Source organism: Pannonibacter sp. XCT-53, from assembly GCF_009915765.1.
GTDB lineage: Bacteria > Pseudomonadota > Alphaproteobacteria > Rhizobiales > Stappiaceae > Pannonibacter > Pannonibacter tanglangensis.
The window spans coordinates 283,221-299,778 of record NZ_JAABLQ010000001.1 but is presented as its reverse complement, the minus strand read 5'-3'; the positions used below and the strand labels follow the sequence as shown (position 1 = coordinate 299,778).

15 protein-coding genes are annotated in these 16,558 nt (G+C 68.4%); 10 read left to right on the top strand and 5 right to left on the bottom strand.

Annotated elements, in window-relative coordinates:
• The first annotated feature begins 596 nt into the window (after positions 1-596).
• From GWI72_RS01490 to GWI72_RS01475, 4 genes are all read left to right on the top strand, one after another.
• Positions 597-1,097: a GNAT family N-acetyltransferase gene (locus GWI72_RS01490; RefSeq protein WP_161707691.1), complete on the top strand. Its 501-nt coding sequence runs from the start codon at positions 597-599 to the stop codon at positions 1,095-1,097.
• Positions 1,094-1,942 carry a 23S rRNA (adenine(2030)-N(6))-methyltransferase RlmJ gene (locus GWI72_RS01485; RefSeq protein WP_161707690.1) on the top strand — a complete coding sequence of 283 codons (849 nt, stop codon included), beginning with the start codon at positions 1,094-1,096 and terminating at the stop codon, positions 1,940-1,942. The genes GWI72_RS01490 and GWI72_RS01485 overlap by 4 nt, the downstream gene beginning before the upstream one ends.
• A 140-nt stretch (positions 1,943-2,082) precedes the next feature.
• Entirely contained in the window at positions 2,083-2,532 is a 450-nt protein-coding gene (locus tag GWI72_RS01480; protein ID WP_161707689.1) for a cytoplasmic protein, read from the top strand.
• Between the two features lie 26 nt (positions 2,533-2,558).
• The gene (locus tag GWI72_RS01475; RefSeq protein WP_161707688.1) at positions 2,559-3,245 is read left to right on the top strand and encodes a ribonuclease T2 family protein; all 687 of its coding nucleotides are present in this window, start codon (positions 2,559-2,561) and stop codon (positions 3,243-3,245) included.
• A gap of 47 nt (positions 3,246-3,292) precedes the next feature.
• Here the strand turns inward: GWI72_RS01475 and GWI72_RS01470 are convergent, their stop codons facing one another.
• Positions 3,293-3,592 carry a hypothetical protein gene (locus GWI72_RS01470; RefSeq protein WP_161675084.1) on the bottom strand — a complete coding sequence of 100 codons (300 nt, stop codon included), beginning with the start codon at positions 3,590-3,592 and terminating at the stop codon, positions 3,293-3,295.
• A 163-nt stretch (positions 3,593-3,755) separates the two neighbouring features.
• Here GWI72_RS01470 and GWI72_RS01465 point away from each other — a divergent pair, with 163 nt between their 5' ends.
• Positions 3,756-4,376: a glutathione S-transferase gene (locus tag GWI72_RS01465; protein ID WP_161707687.1), complete on the top strand. Its 621-nt coding sequence runs from the start codon at positions 3,756-3,758 to the stop codon at positions 4,374-4,376.
• 24 nt (positions 4,377-4,400) lie between these two features.
• Here GWI72_RS01465 and GWI72_RS01460 read toward each other — a convergent pair whose 3' ends face one another.
• The 3 genes from GWI72_RS01460 to GWI72_RS01450 form a co-directional block, all read right to left on the bottom strand.
• Positions 4,401-7,676 (bottom strand): efflux RND transporter permease subunit, encoded by a 3,276-nt coding sequence (locus GWI72_RS01460; protein WP_161707686.1) that lies wholly within the window; start codon positions 7,674-7,676, stop codon positions 4,401-4,403.
• A 2-nt stretch (positions 7,677-7,678) separates the two neighbouring features.
• Positions 7,679-9,166: an efflux RND transporter periplasmic adaptor subunit gene (locus tag GWI72_RS01455; RefSeq protein ID WP_161707685.1), complete on the bottom strand. Its 1,488-nt coding sequence runs from the start codon at positions 9,164-9,166 to the stop codon at positions 7,679-7,681.
• A gap of 167 nt (positions 9,167-9,333) precedes the next feature.
• Complete coding sequence (locus tag GWI72_RS01450; protein ID WP_161675076.1) at positions 9,334-10,008, bottom strand: outer membrane protein; 675 nt, start codon at positions 10,006-10,008, stop codon at positions 9,334-9,336.
• 373 nt (positions 10,009-10,381) lie between these two features.
• On the opposite strand from GWI72_RS01450, the gene GWI72_RS01445 reads away from it, so the two are divergent.
• The 5 genes from GWI72_RS01445 to GWI72_RS01425 all read left to right on the top strand — a co-directional run bounded on the left by GWI72_RS01445 (position 10,382) and on the right by GWI72_RS01425 (position 15,583).
• On the top strand, positions 10,382-11,146 hold the full coding sequence (locus GWI72_RS01445) for an SDR family oxidoreductase (protein WP_161707684.1): 765 nt from the start codon (positions 10,382-10,384) through the stop codon (positions 11,144-11,146).
• Between the two features lie 72 nt (positions 11,147-11,218).
• Entirely contained in the window at positions 11,219-13,261 is a 2,043-nt protein-coding gene (gene uvrC / locus GWI72_RS01440; protein ID WP_161675072.1) for an excinuclease ABC subunit UvrC, read from the top strand.
• Between the two features lie 73 nt (positions 13,262-13,334).
• A complete protein-coding gene (locus tag GWI72_RS01435; protein ID WP_161707683.1) occupies positions 13,335-14,450 on the top strand; it encodes an endonuclease/exonuclease/phosphatase family protein in 1,116 nt (371 codons plus the stop codon).
• Between the two features lie 183 nt (positions 14,451-14,633).
• Positions 14,634-15,233, top strand: a complete 600-nt coding sequence (locus GWI72_RS01430; protein WP_161675068.1) for a thymidine kinase — start codon at positions 14,634-14,636, stop codon at positions 15,231-15,233.
• A 62-nt stretch (positions 15,234-15,295) separates the two neighbouring features.
• The gene (locus tag GWI72_RS01425) at positions 15,296-15,583 is read left to right on the top strand and encodes an HlyU family transcriptional regulator (protein WP_161675066.1); all 288 of its coding nucleotides are present in this window, start codon (positions 15,296-15,298) and stop codon (positions 15,581-15,583) included.
• A gap of 186 nt (positions 15,584-15,769) precedes the next feature.
• Here the strand turns inward: GWI72_RS01425 and GWI72_RS01420 are convergent, their stop codons facing one another.
• On the bottom strand, positions 15,770-16,474 hold the full coding sequence (locus tag GWI72_RS01420) for a GNAT family N-acetyltransferase (protein WP_161707682.1): 705 nt from the start codon (positions 16,472-16,474) through the stop codon (positions 15,770-15,772).
• Positions 16,475-16,558: the final 84 nt, after the last annotated feature.

Sequence of the window (16,558 nt, the reverse complement as noted above, 5' to 3'; positions counted from 1 at the left end):
GGCATCCCGCAGGCATCCCACTGGCTTCCCACTGACCAGCCAGGGCCCGCAGTCCCCCGCTGCCGGGCGCTCAGGCGATCATGTCGGCAGGGTCTCTGCAGAGGGGTGCAGCTGGCAGACAAGACCAGCCGAAAAGGCCAGCCAGCAAGGCCAGCCAGAAAACACGGCAGCAAGCACGACATCAGGCAGGGACAGAAGACCGGTCGGTCTGATCCGTCAGGGCGCATGGATCACGCGGCCACCGGCCGGCGCAGGGTCTGGGACGCAGAGGAAGGCGACGGGCCGGACAGCCTGCTCCGCGCCTCCATTGCCCCGGGCTCATGCCGACCATGGCCCGAGAGCGTGCCTGTCCCGAGCCAGTGCAGGGTCAGTGCGGGGCCGGCACAGGGCCGGTCCCGGGTCAGCGCAGAACCAGCGCAGGGCCAGCGAAGGGACAATGCCGGATCCGTGCTGGGGCCTGGCCCGGAACCCTGGGGTGATGCGGCGCCTCCGCAGGCTGCGGAAACGCACGCCCGCCCGCGTCCTTCGGCACACCACGCTTGACGCCCCCCCTGCCCCTGCCGCCATATGCCGACCTCTCGCACCAAAGCCGACCCATGCCGATCAGACCCGCCCGACTTGACGACCTTCCGGACCTCCTCGCCATCAACCAGGCCAATGTGCCTGCGGTCGGTGACCTCGACGCAGACAGCCTCGCCCGGCTGATGCAACAGGCGGCCCATGTGCTTGTTGCCGAGACGGCGGACGCCGGAGTGGCGGGATTCCTGCTGTGCCTGCATGAGGGAGCGGCGTATGGCAGCCCCAATTATGCCTGGCTCGCCGCACGCCACCCGCGCATGGCCTATGTCGACCGCATCGCGCTCGCCGAAGGACAGCGCAGCCAGGGCCTGGGTGCGCAGCTCTATGCGGCGCTGGCCGCCGCCGAGGCCGGCACGGGCCGGCCCCTGACATGCGAGGTGAACGAAAGACCGGCCAATCCCGGTTCGCTGCGCTTTCACCAGCGTCTCGGGTTCGAGATCACCGGGCGGGCCGATCACGGCAGCAAGGCCGTGATCTTCCTCGTTCGCCCCGCAGATGCCAAGGACATGATCCGATGAACTACCGCCACGCCTATCACGCCGGCAACATTGGCGACGTGCTCAAGCACGCCGTGCTGGCCGCCTGCCTGACCTACCTCAAGCGCAAGGACCAGCCGTTCCGCGTCATCGACACCCATGCCGGCATCGGCGCCTACCCGCTGGCGCTGGAGGAAATGCAGAAGACCGGCGAGTGGCAGCGCGGCATCGGCCGGGTGCTGGCGGAGGCGCGGCCGGACGCGGTCGCACGCATTCTTGCCCCCTGGCTCGAGGCCGTGGCCGCAGCCAATCCGGCCGGTCCTCTCGAGATCTATCCGGGCTCGCCGATGCTGGCGCGAATGCTGATGCGGCCGCAGGACCGGCTGACGCTGACCGAGCTGCATCCGGCCGATCATGCCACACTGGCCGGTCGCTTTGCCGGAGACTGGCAGGTGAAGGTGATCCACCTCGACGGCTGGCTGGCGCTCGGAAGCTTCGTTCCGCCCAAGGAGAAGCGCGGCCTGGTCCTGATCGACCCGGCCTTCGAGGTGACCGACGAGTTCGAGCGGATTGCCGACGGCCTCGTCAAGGCCTGGAAGCGCTGGACCAACGGCATGTATCTGGTCTGGTACCCGCTGAAGGACCGCAAGGGCATCGACCGGTTCCACCGCACGCTGGAGGAGGCCGGCGTGCGTGACGTCCTGACGCTGGAACTGAGCATCGGCCGCAGCGATCCGGACAGCCCGATGCGCGGTTCCGGCATGACGCTCGTCAACGCCCCCTACACCCTGGCCGACGACATGCGCGTTGCCCTGCCCTGGCTGCGCGATGTGCTGGGTGAAGGGCCGGACGCTGAGGCAGTGGTCCGCCAGATCATCCCGGAGTGACCGCAGCCGGGCCAAGACGGCCGCTCCCGACAACACACACGGCCGCCGCCGGCAGAGCGCAGCGATCCGGCCTTGACGCCCAAACGCCCCTCGGCCAAGGTCGCTGCGTCAGTTTCGTGCCCTGTTCCGGAGCCTTGCCCATGCGCCTGTCCCTGCAAGCAACCCGCCTTGCCGTCGCCGCCCTTCTCCTGTCCGGGGCGACCCTGTCCGGTACCGCGGTGCAGGCCCAGGAGCGGGTCTATTTCGCGGTGACGAGCGAGCCGCGCCTGCCGGCCTGCAGCGACGCCTCCGTGCAGGGCGCGGTCGCCGGGCGTGTCGCGTCGGCCGATGCCATCTACTACGGCGGGCGCACGATCACCGGGATCGAGCGCATCGCCGAAGTGGGCTATCGCGCCGATGGCATCAGCCCGCTCGCGCGCCGCTACTGCAGCGGCATCGCCACGCTGTCGGACGGCAGCCGGCATGGCGTGCATTACGCGCTTGTCGAGTACAACGGATTTGCCTCGGTCGGCTGGCGCGTCGATGCCTGCCTCGAGGGGCTGGACCGCTGGCACGTGCATAACGGCGGCTGCCGGACCGTGCGTCCCTGATGCGGCTGCCGAGGTCGGGTTTGGCGATGCGTCTTTCGGTTTCAGATGTGAGGCAGGCGATCCACGGCTGCCTGTCCGCCCTGCTGGTGCTGCTGGGAGTTGCGCTGCTCCCGGCCACGACCGCCCGCGCCGACGACGATGAGGCCGGGGATTTCGACTTCTACGTCCTGGCGCTGTCCTGGTCGCCGACCTATTGCGCGACAGCCGGGGCCCGGGCCGACCCGCAGCAGTGCCGCGCCGCGCGGCCGTTCCGCTTCATCGTGCACGGGCTGTGGCCGCAGCATGAACGGGGCTGGCCGGATTTCTGCGCGCTGCCGCGCGAAAACCAGCCGAGCCGCGAGATCGTCGAGGGCCTGTTCGACATCATGCCGAGCCGCGGACTGATCCAGCACCAGTGGCGCAAGCATGGCAGTTGCACCGGCCTGTCGGCCGCCGCCTATTTCGACCTCACCCGGGCTGCCTTCGAGAAGATCACGATTCCGGCCGCGTTCCAGAACCTGCGCAACGGCGGGCGCATCGGCCCGGATGCGGTCGAGACGGCGTTCCGCATGTCCAATCCGGGCCTGCGTGACAACGCGATCGCCACCACCTGCGATGCCGGCAAGCTGAAGGAAGTCCGCATCTGCTTCGACAAGGAGCTGAACTTCCGGTCCTGCCCGGCTGTTGACCGGGCCGATTGCCGGGCCCGGGTCGTCGAGGTGCCGGCCCCCTGAGCCAACGAGGTCGGGCTGCCAGGTCGAGGTGCAACCTGCACCCGCGGTCACTTCGGCATGGCGAGCTTGATGTTGCGGTCGATGTAGTCGCGCTTCAGCCGCTCGACACGCATGACGGCCAGCCGGGCCGGGCCAGCATCGAGGATCGAGGCGGTTTCCCTGGCGGCCTCCGTCACGGCCACGCGATAGGCGCGCAGCGGTTCTTCGGCAAAGCCGGGCCGCAGACCGTCGAAGGCAGGGCCGGACAGCGCGTAGAAAAGGCACGCCAGCAGCCCTGTTTCCAACAGGCAGCGGGCGAACCAGTATCTGCTCCAGAGCTGTGCGACGGCCACTTCCAAATGCTCCAAGTCTCGTCTCAGTCGCGACCCTAGCCACAATCCTTTAAAAAGCCCTAAGACATTCCATTAGAGTTTAGCTCAAAGATACCAGCGATTTGCGGCCATCTGCCCCTTGCGGCCGGCATCCCGGCATGCACAGTTGAGCTCCCACCGCTGAAGGAGTTCCCCACCCATGCTGGTACTGCGTTCGTCTCCCGCCTCACCCTTCGGCCGCAAGGTGAAGGTGGCTGCAAGCGTGCTTGGACTGCTGGACCGGATCACCATCGATCCGGCCGACACGACCAATCCCGACGACACGATCCGCATCCAGAATCCGCTCGGCAAGATCCCGGCCCTGATCCTTCCGGACGGCACCGTGCTCTACGACAGCCGGGTGATCGTGGAGTATCTGGATCACATCTCGCCGGGCCTGCGCATCATCCCGGCCGACGCCAGCCGCTTCGAGGTGCTGCGGCTGCAGGCCCTGGCGGACGGCATCAACGATGCCAGCATCCTGCAGGTCTACGAGAAGCGCCTGCGCCCGGAAGAGCGGCGTCACCCGGACTGGGTTGCCTATCAGGCAGACAAGGTTGCCCGCGCCCTGTCGGCGCTGGAGGCCGTGCCGCCGCGCGCCGTCACCAGCCCGCTGGTCAACATCGGCGACATCGCGCTCGCCTGCGCGCTCGGCTATCTGGACCTGCGCTTCAAGGGCGCCTGGCGGGACAACTGCCCGCATCTGGCAACCTGGCTCGCGGGCTTCGAGGCCCATGTGCCGATGTTCGCGCAGACACGGATCGAACCGGTCGAGTGGTAAGCCGCGCCGGCCCCGGCGCGCCGGTCATTCGGCCGGCGGTGTCGGGCCGTCGAGGGGCCGGGGCGGCGAGCCTGCCTCCGCCTGCCCGGCCTGCGGCCGGCCGCTGCGGCCCCAGCCCCCGAGCAGGCCTGCCGGCACCGTCTTCGCCAGGGTGAGGGCCAGGGCGCGGCGTCCCGAGCGCAGGGCCATGCCGGCATCATGCTGGATCGCCAGCAGCGACGGCGTCAGCAGCAGCACGAGCAGCAGGCCAAAGCCCAGGCCATAGGCCAGCGTGATCACGGTGGGCAACAGGAACTGCGCGGCCCGGCTCGTCTCGAACAGGAGCGGCGCAAGGCCGAAGACCGTGGTCGCCGTGGTCAGGATCACCGCCCGCAGGCGGTCGCAGACACCGTCGACGATCGCCTCGAGGAAGGGACGCCGGGCCCTGTTCTCGTCGATGGTCGTCACCAGCACGATCGAGTCGTTGATGATGATGCCGGCCATGCCGATGAAGCCGATGATGGAGAACATCGACAGCGGCAGCCCGTGGACATGGTGCCCCCAGATCATGCCGACCGCGCCGAAGGGGATCACCAGCATGATGATGATCGGCCGCGTCCACGATTCAAAGATCCACGCCAGCGTCAGATAGATCCCGGCAAGACAGAGGACGAGGCCAAGCAGGGCATCCTGAAGGAACGCGTCCTCCTGCTCCGCCAGCCCCCCGAGCTCGGTCTCGATGCCGAAACCGCTGGCGATCTCCGGCAGGATGCGGTCGCGCAGCGCCCGGGTGACCTCGGCCGCGGCGGAAGGGTCATCCTCGGAAATGTCGCCGGTGACCCTCAGCGTGCGCAGCCCGTCCTCGCGCCGGACAGAGGAGAAGCCGTAGTCCGCCTCGATGGTGACCACCTCGCTCAGCGCCACGTAGCTGCCGCCCGGCGACTTGATCCGGGTCTGGTAGAGGAAGGCCGAATGGGTTTCCTCATCCGGCATGTTGACCTTGATCGTGACGGTGCGCCGGTCGAGCGGAAACTCGACGACCTCGATGCCCTCGAGACGGTTGCGCAATTCCCGGGCGATCTGGTCGGAGCGGAAGCCCAGCGCCTCGCCGCGCGGGGTCAGCCGCACCGTCAGCTCGGTCTTGTCGAAGGCCATCGTGTCTTCCAGCGCACCGACACCCGGCAGCACCGCAAGCTGGCGCTTCAGCTCTTCCGCCGCTGCCTTAAGCGTGTCCGCCGTGCCCCCCCGCAGCCGGACATCAATGGCCTGCCCGCCGGGCCCGGACCGGCCGCCGCGCAGGGACAGGGTCTCCAGCAATGGCGTTGCGACCACTTCCTTCTCCCAGTCCGACAGGAAGCGCTGCGCCGAATAGGGCCTGAGGTCCGGATCGATCAGCTCGATGTCGATGGAGCCGAGCTGGTCCGGGTCCTTGGTTTCGCCGGCGCGGAAGCCCCAGCCGGAACTGCCGCCGACCTGGGTCAGCGCGAAGACCACCGGTGCCGTGCCATGCTGCTCCGCATAGCGGTCGTTCACGACGGTGAGCGCCCGCTCCATCTCGCGCAGCATGGCCTTGGTGTCGTCGCGCTGCGCACCCGGCATCATGGCCACGTTGGCGGAGACGACGGCGCGCTCGGGCGAGTTGAAGAAGCGCCAGGGCACTGTGCCGTCGACATAGAGGCTGGCCGACAGCAGCAGCACCATGATGCTGCCCCCGAGGACCGGATAGCGCAGGCGTACCACCAGCCGCATGAAGGGGCGGAACAGCCGGGCAACGAACCAGTCGAAGCCGCGGCTAAACACGCGGTTCGGCCAGTCGAACCAGGACGGCTTGCGCTGCTCTGCGGCGATGGCATGACGCATGTGCGCCGGCAGGATGAAGAAGGATTCGACCAGGCTCGCCAGGAGCACGATGGCGACGACAATCGGAATGTCCTGGATCAGGGCGCCAAACCGCCCGTCGACGGCGGCAAGCCCGGCAAAGGCGATGATCGTCGTCAGCGAGGCGGCAATCACCGGTGCGGTCATGCGCCGGGCCGCAAGCGACGCGGCCTCCGCCGGGCCATAACCTTGCTTGCCCAGATGGTCGGCATGCTCGCCGACGACAATCGCATCATCCACCACGATGCCGAGACAGATGATCAGCGCGAACAGCGACATCATGTTCAGCGTCATGCCGAACGCGTACATGAGGCCGATGGTGGCCGCCATCGCCACCGGAATGCCGGCAGCGACCCAGAAGGCGGTGCGCGCCGAGAGAAACAGGAACAGGAACAACAGGACCAGCAGCAGGCCGCCGATGCCGTTCTCGATCAGGATGTTCAGCCGGTCGATGATTTCCCGGGTGCGCGTCTCGGTCAGGACGATCTCGACCCCGGACGGCAGGGTCGGCCGCATCTCCTCGATGACCCGTTCGACCTCGCCCTGGATCTTGATCGTGTCGCCCTGGGCATTGCGGTCGACGCGCAGGACCACCGCCGGCTGGCCCTCATGGAAAAAGGCGATGCCGCGCTCGGCCCCCTCGGTCTCGATGCTGGCGACCTCCCGCAGCACCAGCGCCTCGCCACCGGCAGGCGCGCGGATGCGGATGTCGCCCAGATCGGTCTCGCTGCGGCGGTCCGAGCCGGTGCGCAGCCGCGCAGCGCCATTGCCGATCGAGCCGGCCGGGGCCGATTCGGCCTCCGTGCCGATGGCATCGGCCACATCCTGCAGGGTCAGGTCATGCCGGATGAGATCGGCCTCGCGCACCATCACCCGGATGACGGGATCCGCCACGCCGCGCACCGTCACCTGTGTCACGCCGGCGCGGAACAGCCGGCTCTGAAGGTCATCGGACAGGCGGGCGATCTGGTCCAGGTCGACGGGACCGTAGATGACCACATTGGTCACCCGGTCGCGAAACCCGCCCCGGGCCACATCCGGCAGCTCGGACCCGGTCGGCAGGTTGGCGCGGCTCTGGTCGACGGCAGCCTTCACGTCTTCCGAGGCCCGGGACATGTCCCAGCCCGCCTCGAAGGTCAGCGTCAGCGTTGCCGTGCCCTGCCGGGCCACCGACTGGGCTTCTTCCACCCCCTCGACGGCGAGCAGCGGCGGCGCGAGCACCTCGACGACGCCGCGATCCATGTCCTCGGGCCCCGCCCCGGACCAGCGCACGGTGACGGTCATCGTCTCGTTGACGACATCGGGGAAGTACTGGGTGCGGATCTGCAGGCCGGCGTAGATCCCGGCCAGCAGCATGATCATCAGCAGCAGGTTGGCCGCCGTGCCATGCCGGACCATGTAGTCGAGGACGGAACCGAACCGTTCGCCGCCGGGACTGCGCATCGTCAGCCCCTCCGCCCGGCGCGGGCCTCGATCCGCTCGACCAGCGCCCGGGAGACCTCGGGCTGGTTGAGCGCCTCGATCAGCCGCGCCTTGCGGTCATCGGGCATGGCACTCGCGGCGAGCTGCGCAAGCAATGCGGCCCGCCGTTCCGGTTCGAGCCGGACCATCTCGCCCTCGGCGGTGGACGGCGCACCCGGAGCCTGCGCGACCGGCGCGGCCGCACCGGCCGGCTGGCGGCGCTCGATGCGGATGCCGCTGCCGAGCTGCGGCAGGCGCTCGCGGACATACTCGCGTCCGAAAGGAACGCCGGCGACAATCAGCTCGTCGCCCCTGCGCCGCAACACCCGGGCCTGGATTTCCTCCAGACGGTTGTCGGCGCCCACGACCAGCAGCCGACCGTCCTCGGTTGCGGCACTGACCGGCACGACGGCCACCTGCGACAAGGCCGGCTCCTCGATCTCGACCGTGACGAAGTCGCCCGGCCGGAACACCGTGTCGGTGCCCACGTCGAGACTTGCAAAGAGGGTCCGCCCCGCCTCGCCCTCTCCCACGACGGCGGCCACGCGCTCCAGCAGCCCCTCGGCGATGATGCGGCGCTCGCCAAGCGTCAGGATGACCCTGACAGGCTGCGGCAGGAGCTGGCCGTCGCTGCCCAGAAGCCGCGAGAACTGCTCGGTCGACACGGAAAAGCGCACCTCGAGGGCTGTCGGGTCGATCAGGTTGGCGAGTTCCTCGTTCGGCGACACCCGGCGGCCCAGCGTCACGCCGACCGTGTCGAGAATGCCGTCGAAGGGCGCGGTCACCGTTGTCTCGGCCAGGATGCGCTCGGCATCCTTCAGCGCCACCTCGGCGCGCTTGAGCGCAAAGTCGCTGCGTTCGATCCGCTTGCGGGCCGACAGCACGGACTGCAGACGGTTGTTCAGGGCCTGCTCGATCGCGGCGACGCTGAGCTGTTCCTGCTCCACCAGCGCCATGGTGGAATAGCCCTTGTCCATCAGCTGACGCTGGCGCTCGAGCGCCTGCTTGCGCAGCTCCACCTGCTTGCGCGTCGCCTCCAGCTCCCGTTCGGCCGCGACGATGGCTTCCTCGGCCTCGTCCTTGTCGGAGCGGGCATCGGAGAGATTGGCGCGGGCATCGAGCAGCCGCGAGGTGGCCTCCGCCGGATCGATCCGCAGCAGCACGTCCCCTGCCTTCACCTGCGCCCCATCGCGGAAGCGTTCGGACATCTCGACCAGCTGGCCGTCGGACGAGGCCCGCAGCTGCAGCGTGCGCCAGCTGCGGATCTGGCCATAGGCCGTGATCTCCGGCGTTACTGTTACATCCTCGAAGGTGGCGGTGTTGGCAAGGAAGCTGCGTTCGGCCGGCGGGCGCGACCGGGTCTCCTGCGGGGCCGTGGCGGCCGCATGGAGGTGGTAGACACCATAGCCGATCGCACAGACCATCACGGCAAACAGTCCGAAGCCCATGATGCTGCGCAGGACAAATCGCATGCCGTCACTCCCTCCTGTCCGTGGCGCGTCGGGCCGACCTTACATCGGCAGCCGTCCGGCTGCGAAGGCAAAGTGTTGAATTGGCAGGACAACTTATCGCGACCAAAAAAGGCAAAGCCCGGCGACAGGGTCGCCGGGCTTCAGGAAAGTCCGTGCCGGTATGCGGCTCAGAACTTGTAGCTGACACCTGCGCGCAGCGTCGACGTGGTCGTCTCGGTGCGGTAGCGCACCGGACCCAGGTTGAAGCTGTCGCGGCCGTAGTCGGCATAGAGGTACTCGAGACGGGCCGTGACCTTGTCCGTCACGGCGCCCTCGACGCCCGCACCGACGGTCCAGCCCAGCTGGGTGGCGTCGTGCTTGCCGGTCGGAGCGCGGACGGTCAGGTCGGCGATGGCCAGACCACCGGTACCGTAGACCATGAAGCGGTCGAAGGTCACGCCGAGGCGGCCGCGCAGGCTGCCGTTCCAGTTGGAGCTGGCGCGAACGCTGACGTTGTTGGACGAACGGCGCTTCTCGAGATCCGCATACTGCAGGTCGGCTTCGACACCGGCGATGAAGTTCGGGAAGATCTCGTGGTTGTAGCCGCCATGCACGCCGAAGGTGACGCCGTCACCGCGGGCGTTGAACTTGCCGGTCGGGTTGGAGCGGTGGGAGAACTCGGCCCAGCTCCAGCCCAGGTTGCCACCGAAATAGAACCCCGACCAGTCAAACCGCGAGCTGTCGACCGGCGCGCTGTAGTCGTTTGCCGGGAAGGAAGACTGGGGAAGGTCAGCCGCAATTGCCTGGCCCGAGAGAGCGGCGAGAACGGCGAGGGAGGCGCCGGCTGCTGCAAGACTCTTCATGATCATGCTCCACGCATTACTGTTACAAAATACAACGGTACCCGGAAGAGGAGCACGCCATGCGCCGCTGTGCGGCGGCTGTCCCCATCCTCACCCGTACCCAGATATGAGCGCCGTTTATGTCTGAATGATTAGCGGAATGAGGAAAAACCGTGGCGCAACGGAGGTAAAATTGGGCATGGTTAGCTCATGGTTAACGCTGCCCGAACAGGCCGGGAGACGCCCCGCGCGGGACCTGCGCCCGGGCCCGGCAGGCGCCTGAATTCCGCGACCCGGCCACTGATCCAGCACCCCTGCAGCCGCCGTATAGCGCTTATACAAGACGCGTGCCCGGACCGCAGGCTTCAGGTCCCGGCACACAAGAAAGATGCAGATGACCCCATCGACTGCCACGGCCCTGATCACCGGGGCCTCGAGCCGCATCGGCGCCGCCATGGCGCGCGACCTGGCGGCCGCAGGCTGGAGCCTTGCGCTTCACGCCAACCGCTCTGCGGACAAGGCCGAGGCGCTGGCCCAGGAGCTGCGTGCAGCCGGGTGTCGCGTCGCCGTGATCGTTTGCGACCTGCTTCACCCGGGGGCCGCCGGCCGGCTCGTCGCCGAAGCGGGCGAAGCGCTTGGCCCGCTGCACTGCCTGATCAACAATGCCTCGATCTTCGAGCCCGACGAGATGGGCGCGCTGGACGAGGACCGGTTCGACCGGCACTACGCGATCCACGTCAAGGCCCCGCTGTTCCTGACGGACGCCTTCGCTGCGGCGCTGCCGCCGGAGGCCGAGGGGCTCGTGGTCAACCTGATCGACCAGCGGGTGTGGAAGCCCACCCCGAAGTTCATGTCCTACGCTCTGTCCAAGGCAGCGCTGTGGGAGGCCACCCGGATGACCGCACAGGCCCTTGCGCCCCGGATCCGCGTCAATGCCATTGCCCCTGGCCCGAGCTTCCGCAACGAGCGGCAGACGGAGGACGACTTCCGCCGCCAGCAGGAGGCGGTGCTCTTGCGCCGCGGCCCGGCCCCGGAGGAATTCGGCGCGACCGTCCGCTATTTCTGGCAGGCCCGCTCGGTCACCGGCCAGATGCTGGCGCTTGACGGTGGCCAGCATCTGGCCTGGGAAACGGCGGATGTGGTGGGGGTTGGCGAATAGCCGCTATAGTCGGGCCAGTCCGTCATCAGATTCGCGGCGCCGCAACCGGTGCCGCCGCCAGCGATCGAACCCATGTCCGCCAGCCGTTCCCGCTCCGACACGCCCGAAGAGGCTGAGGAAATCGTCGAAACCGTCCAGCCCGCCGTTACCTTCCTGCCGGCGGAGGTCGAGACCGCACCCGGCATCGTCGGCGTGGAGGTCATTGCCGATGTGGTCAAGCGCCTGCCGATGGGGCCGGGCGTCTATCGCATGCTCGATGCGAACGGCGACGTGCTCTATGTGGGCAAGGCCCGCAGCCTGAAAAAGCGTGTGACCAGCTACACCCGCCTGCAGGGCCAGTCGAACCGGATCATGCGCATGATCATGTCGACGGCCGCGATGGAGTTCGTGCTCACGCGCACGGAAACCGAAGCCCTGCTGCTGGAAGCCAACCTGATCAAGCGGCTGCGCCCCCGGTTCAACGTGCTGCTGCGGGACGACAAGTCGTTTCCCTATATCCTGATCACGGGCGATCATGCCTCCCCGGCCATCGTCAAGCATCGCGGTGCCCGACGGCGCAAGGGCGACTATTTCGGTCCCTTTGCCTCGGCGACCGCCGTCGGCCGCACGATCAACGCGCTGCAGAAGGCGTTCCTGATCCGCAACTGCACCGACAGCTACTTCGAGAACCGCTCGCGTCCCTGCCTCCTCTACCAGATCAAGCGCTGCGCCGGCCCCTGCACGGGCGAGACCACGCCGGAGGACTATGCCGGCCTGGTGGCCGAGGCGCGCGCCTTCCTGTCCGGGCGCAGCCAGCTCGTGAAGCAGGAACTGGCGGGGCTGATGGAGGCCGCGTCGCAGCGGCTCGACTTCGAGCATGCCGCCGTCTACCGCGACCGCCTCGCCGCCCTGTCGCACATCCAGTCGCATCAGGGCATCAACCCCCAGACGGTCGACGAGGCCGATGTGGTGGCCATCCACCAGGAGGGCGGGCAGAGCTGCGTCCAGGTCTTCTTCTTCCGCACCGGGCAGAACTGGGGCAACCGCGCCTATTTCCCCAAGGCCGACAAGTCGCTGGACGAGGCTGCCGTGCTGGAGAGTTTCCTCGCGCAGTTCTACGACGACAAGCCGGCCCCGCGGCTGATCCTCCTGTCGCATGCGGTGGAGGATCAGGATCTGCTGGCGGCCGCGCTCGGCGAGCGGGCCGGCCACAAGGTCGAGGTCGCCGCGCCGAAGCGGGGCGAGAAGAAGGATCTGGTCGATCACGCGCTGACCAATGCGCGCGAGGCGCTCGGCCGGCGGCTGGCGGAAACCTCCAGCCAGGCCCGGCTGCTGGAGGGCGTCGCGGAGGTCTTTGGCCTGCCGGCCGCGCCGCGCCGCATCGAGGTCTATGACAATTCGCACATCATGGGCACCAATGCGGTCGGCTGCATGATCGTGGCCGGGCCGGAGGGCTTCGCCAAGGGCCAGTACCGCAAGTTCAACATCAAGTCCGAGGGACTGACGCCGGGCGACGACTACGGCATGATGCGGGAGGTGCTGACCCGCCGCTTCACGCGCCTGCTGAAGGATCACGCCCGCTCGCCGCTGGAGGCTGCCGACACGGTCTCCTCCGACGCGGGACAGCCGGTCGCGCCGGACCTGGAGGATGACGGCGAGGCGGATGCCGGGCTGGCGCAGGACATGCCGGCCTGGCCGGACCTGGTCTTCATCGACGGCGGCCAGGGCCAGCTCAACGCCGTGCGCGAGATCCTTGCCGGGCTCGGCATCACCGACGTTCCGCTGGTCGGCATCGCCAAGGGGCCGGACCGCGACGCCGGGCGCGAGAAATTCTTCATGGAGGGGCGGCCCTCCTTCATGCTGCCGGAGCGCGACCCGGTGCTCTATTTCGTCCAGCGCCTGCGCGACGAGGCGCACCGCTTCGCCATCGGCACCCACCGCGCCAAGCGGAAGAAGGACATCGCCCGCAATCCGCTCGACGACATCGCCGGCATCGGCCCGACCCGGAAGCGCGCCCTGCTGCGCCATTTCGGCACGGCCAAGGCGGTCTCCAAGGCCGGGATCGAGGATCTGATGGCGGTGCAGGGCATCTCCGAGACCGTCGCGCGCCTCATCTACGATCATTTCCACGACTGACGCGCCATGCTAAGGAGACGGCGGGGGAGTTGCGCTGCGCCGCAGCATGCGTGAGGCCGGAGACCGAGATCTGATGAACACCCTGGCGGCTTCCCCGTCGCGTTTCCGCCGCCTGCTGCGCGGCCTGTTCCGGCTGGCGGCCTGGGGCGGCGCGATCGTCGCGCTCGGCATGGGCGCGTTGGCGCTGATGCCATTCGTCGCCTCGGACTTCTGGTTTGCCGACAACATGAGCTTCTTCCTGCCGCAGCTGATCGGCTGTGGCGGGCTGGCGCTGCTGGGGGCGGCCCTGTGCCGGGTCCTCGCCGGCCGGCGCCTGCGCCGCACCGTCTTTGCCGGCGTGGCCGCCGTGGCGCTCGCAGCCCTTGCCGGCAGCACCGTGCTGACGGCGCTGCGCACCGCCTCGGTGCTGGCCATCGGCCGCGCCGGGGAGAGCGATCTGGCCCGCCAGCCGGACGGCCAGCCCTTCCGGGTGGTCTCGATCAATCTCGAGATGCGCTATCTCGGCGACGCCGAGTTCATGGCCTATCTGGAGAGCCTGAACGCGGACGTGCTCGTGTTCCAGGAGACCAACTGGCGCCAGCAGCTGCGATACCGCGAGAAGGTCCGCAAGGAGACAGGGCCGCTGGTCGGGCTCGGGCCCTATTTCAGCACCCATGTGATCGGCACGCTCGGCAGCATCACCTTCTTCTCGCGCTATCCGATCCTGTCGAGCGAGAGCATCCCGGTCGGCGATGTCTGCGGCGCGGGGCGGTGGGGCGAGCGCGAGATCCTGCGCATCACCCTCGACGTGAAGGGCAAGCCCGTCACCTTCGTCGCCCTGCATCCGGAAAGCCCGCGCTCGCCGTGCCGCTTCGAGGCCCGGCAAAACTACTATGCCACGCTCGGCCTGACGCTCGCCGCCCTGCGGCGCGAGGGTCAGGGCCCGGTGCTGCTGGCAGGCGACTGGAACATGTCGCCCTGGTCGGCCCACTTCAGCCAGCTGCTGGAGGCCGGTGGCCTGAAGACCCGCTTCCCGACCTTCATGCCCGTCATCACCCGCTTCTTCTTCGACTATCGCCTGAGCTGGTTCCTCGGCTCCGCTGTCGATCACATCGCGGTCTCCCCCGATGTGGAGATCCGCAGCGTCACGCTCGGCCCGGATGTCGGGTCCGACCATGTGCCGCTGATCGCCGATCTGCAACTGCCCTGACACAGGCTGGCGACCGGTCTCTGGCGACGGGCATCCGGGCCTAGGGGCCCGACGAGGAGCGGAGATCCACAGCAAAGACGGGCGCGGCCGGCTGGCGCATTGAGCCCCTCGTCCCGAGCGGCAAGAGTAGCGCCAGACCGGCGGCGATTCTTTGCCGCCTTCCCGTTGCAAGCCGGACAGCCCATGGCCAAGCTCTACTTCAACTATTCGTCGATGAACGCCGGCAAGTCGACCGTGCTGCTGCAGGCGTCCTACAACTACGTCGAGCGCGGCATGCGCACGTTGCTGATGACCGCCGCCGTCGATGACCGGGCGGGCATCGGCCGCATTGCGTCGCGGATCGGACTGTCCTCACCGGCCGACATCTTCCGCCCGGGCGACGATCTCTATGAACACATCCGTCAGGCCCATGAGGCGACGCCGGTCGATGCGGTGTTTGTCGACGAGGCCCAGTTCCTGAGCGAGACGCAGGTCTGGCAGCTGGCCCGGGCGGCCGACCGGCTCGGCATGCCGGTGATGTGCTTCGGCCTGCGCACCGACTTCCAGGGCAAGCTGTTCCCGGGCAGCCAGGCGCTGCTGGCCCTGGCCGACAGTCTCAAGGAAATCAAGACGATCTGCTGGTGCGGCCGCAAGGCAACCATGGTCGCACGGCTTGACGGCTCCGGCCGGATCGTGGAGGAAGGCGAGCAGGTGGTCATCGGCGGGGAAGATGCCTATGTTTCCCTGTGCCGCCGCCACTGGGTCGACCGTGACCTCGGGCGCGGGCCGGGTGAGCCGGCCTGAGGGCCCGGGCCGGGCGACCGGCCTGATTTCTTCCCGTCGTTCCCGGATCAAGGACGCACATGATGCTCGGCAAGCTGCTCGGTTCACTGTTCAAGGGAAGCGGCCCCAAGGCGCCGGAAGGCCCTGCCGCCCAGGAGGATTACAAGGGCTTCCTCATCCTGGCGGAACCGCGTCAGGCGGGGGGCCAGTGGCAGATCGCCGGACGCATCCTCAAGGAAGTCGACGGCGAGGCAAGGGAGCATGTCTTCATCCGTGCCGACCAGCTGCCGAGCCGTGACGAGGCAGCCGATTTCATGCTGCGCAAGGCGCGCAGCATGATCGACCAGCAGGGCGACGGCATCTTCCGCTGACCCCCGAGCGGTCGGCCCCGGCCAGAACCGGCCAGAACCGGCCAGACCCAGCAAGCGCCGGCCCGAACTTGCCAGAAGCGGACAGCGCCGGATCGTCCCGGCGTGGAGCCTGCGCCCGGCTTGAAGGCGGCCGGGCGTCTGCTATCGGGGCGTCTGCCATCGGGGCGTCGGCCTTGACACACCGCCTCAGGCGGCGCGGAGGTCTTCCAGGCGGCGGATCTGCTGTCCGGCCGCGTCGAAATTGGCCGGGTCGAGCCAGGCCTCGAAGGCAGCCTTCAGCCTTGGCCATTCGCTGTCCAGCACGGAGAACCATGCCGTGTCCCGGTTGCGGCCCTTGTAGACCATCGCCTGACGGAACGTCCCCTCGTAGGTGAAGCCCAGGCGCAGGGCCGCCCGGCGGGAGGGTCCATTGCGGTCATCGCATTTCCACTCGTAGCGGCGGTTGCCGAGGTCATCGAAGGCGTGCCGCATCATCAGGTACATTGCCTCGGTGGCCAGCGGGCTGCGCTGCAGCGCGGGGCCGTAACTGATGTGCCCCACCTCGACGACGCCATGAGCGGGGTCCATGCGCAGGAAACTGGCCACCCCCAGCGCCACTCCGCTCAGCTGGTCGACGATGGCGTAGAACAGCGGATCGGTGCGCGCTGCCATGTCGCCGTAGAACGCCACGAGCGCCGCCTCGTCGGCAAAGGGGCCATAGGCGAGATAGGTCCAGTTGCGCCCCTCCGCATCCGCCCGCCAGGCACGGAACAGGTCGGACGCGTGCCGCTCCATCGCGAGTCGCTCCAGCCGGCACAGCCGGCCGTCCAGCCTGCGTCCGTCGGGCAGCGCCGCGCCGCGCCAGTCGGCCACCGCCGCGCCAACGGGAAGTCCTGTCTCGGAACCGGGCATGCTGTCCTCCGCCATGTTTCGGATGCGCCGGTTCTAGCCGACAGGAACCTGCTCGCAGAAGCACCGCTTGCCCCGCAAATCGGG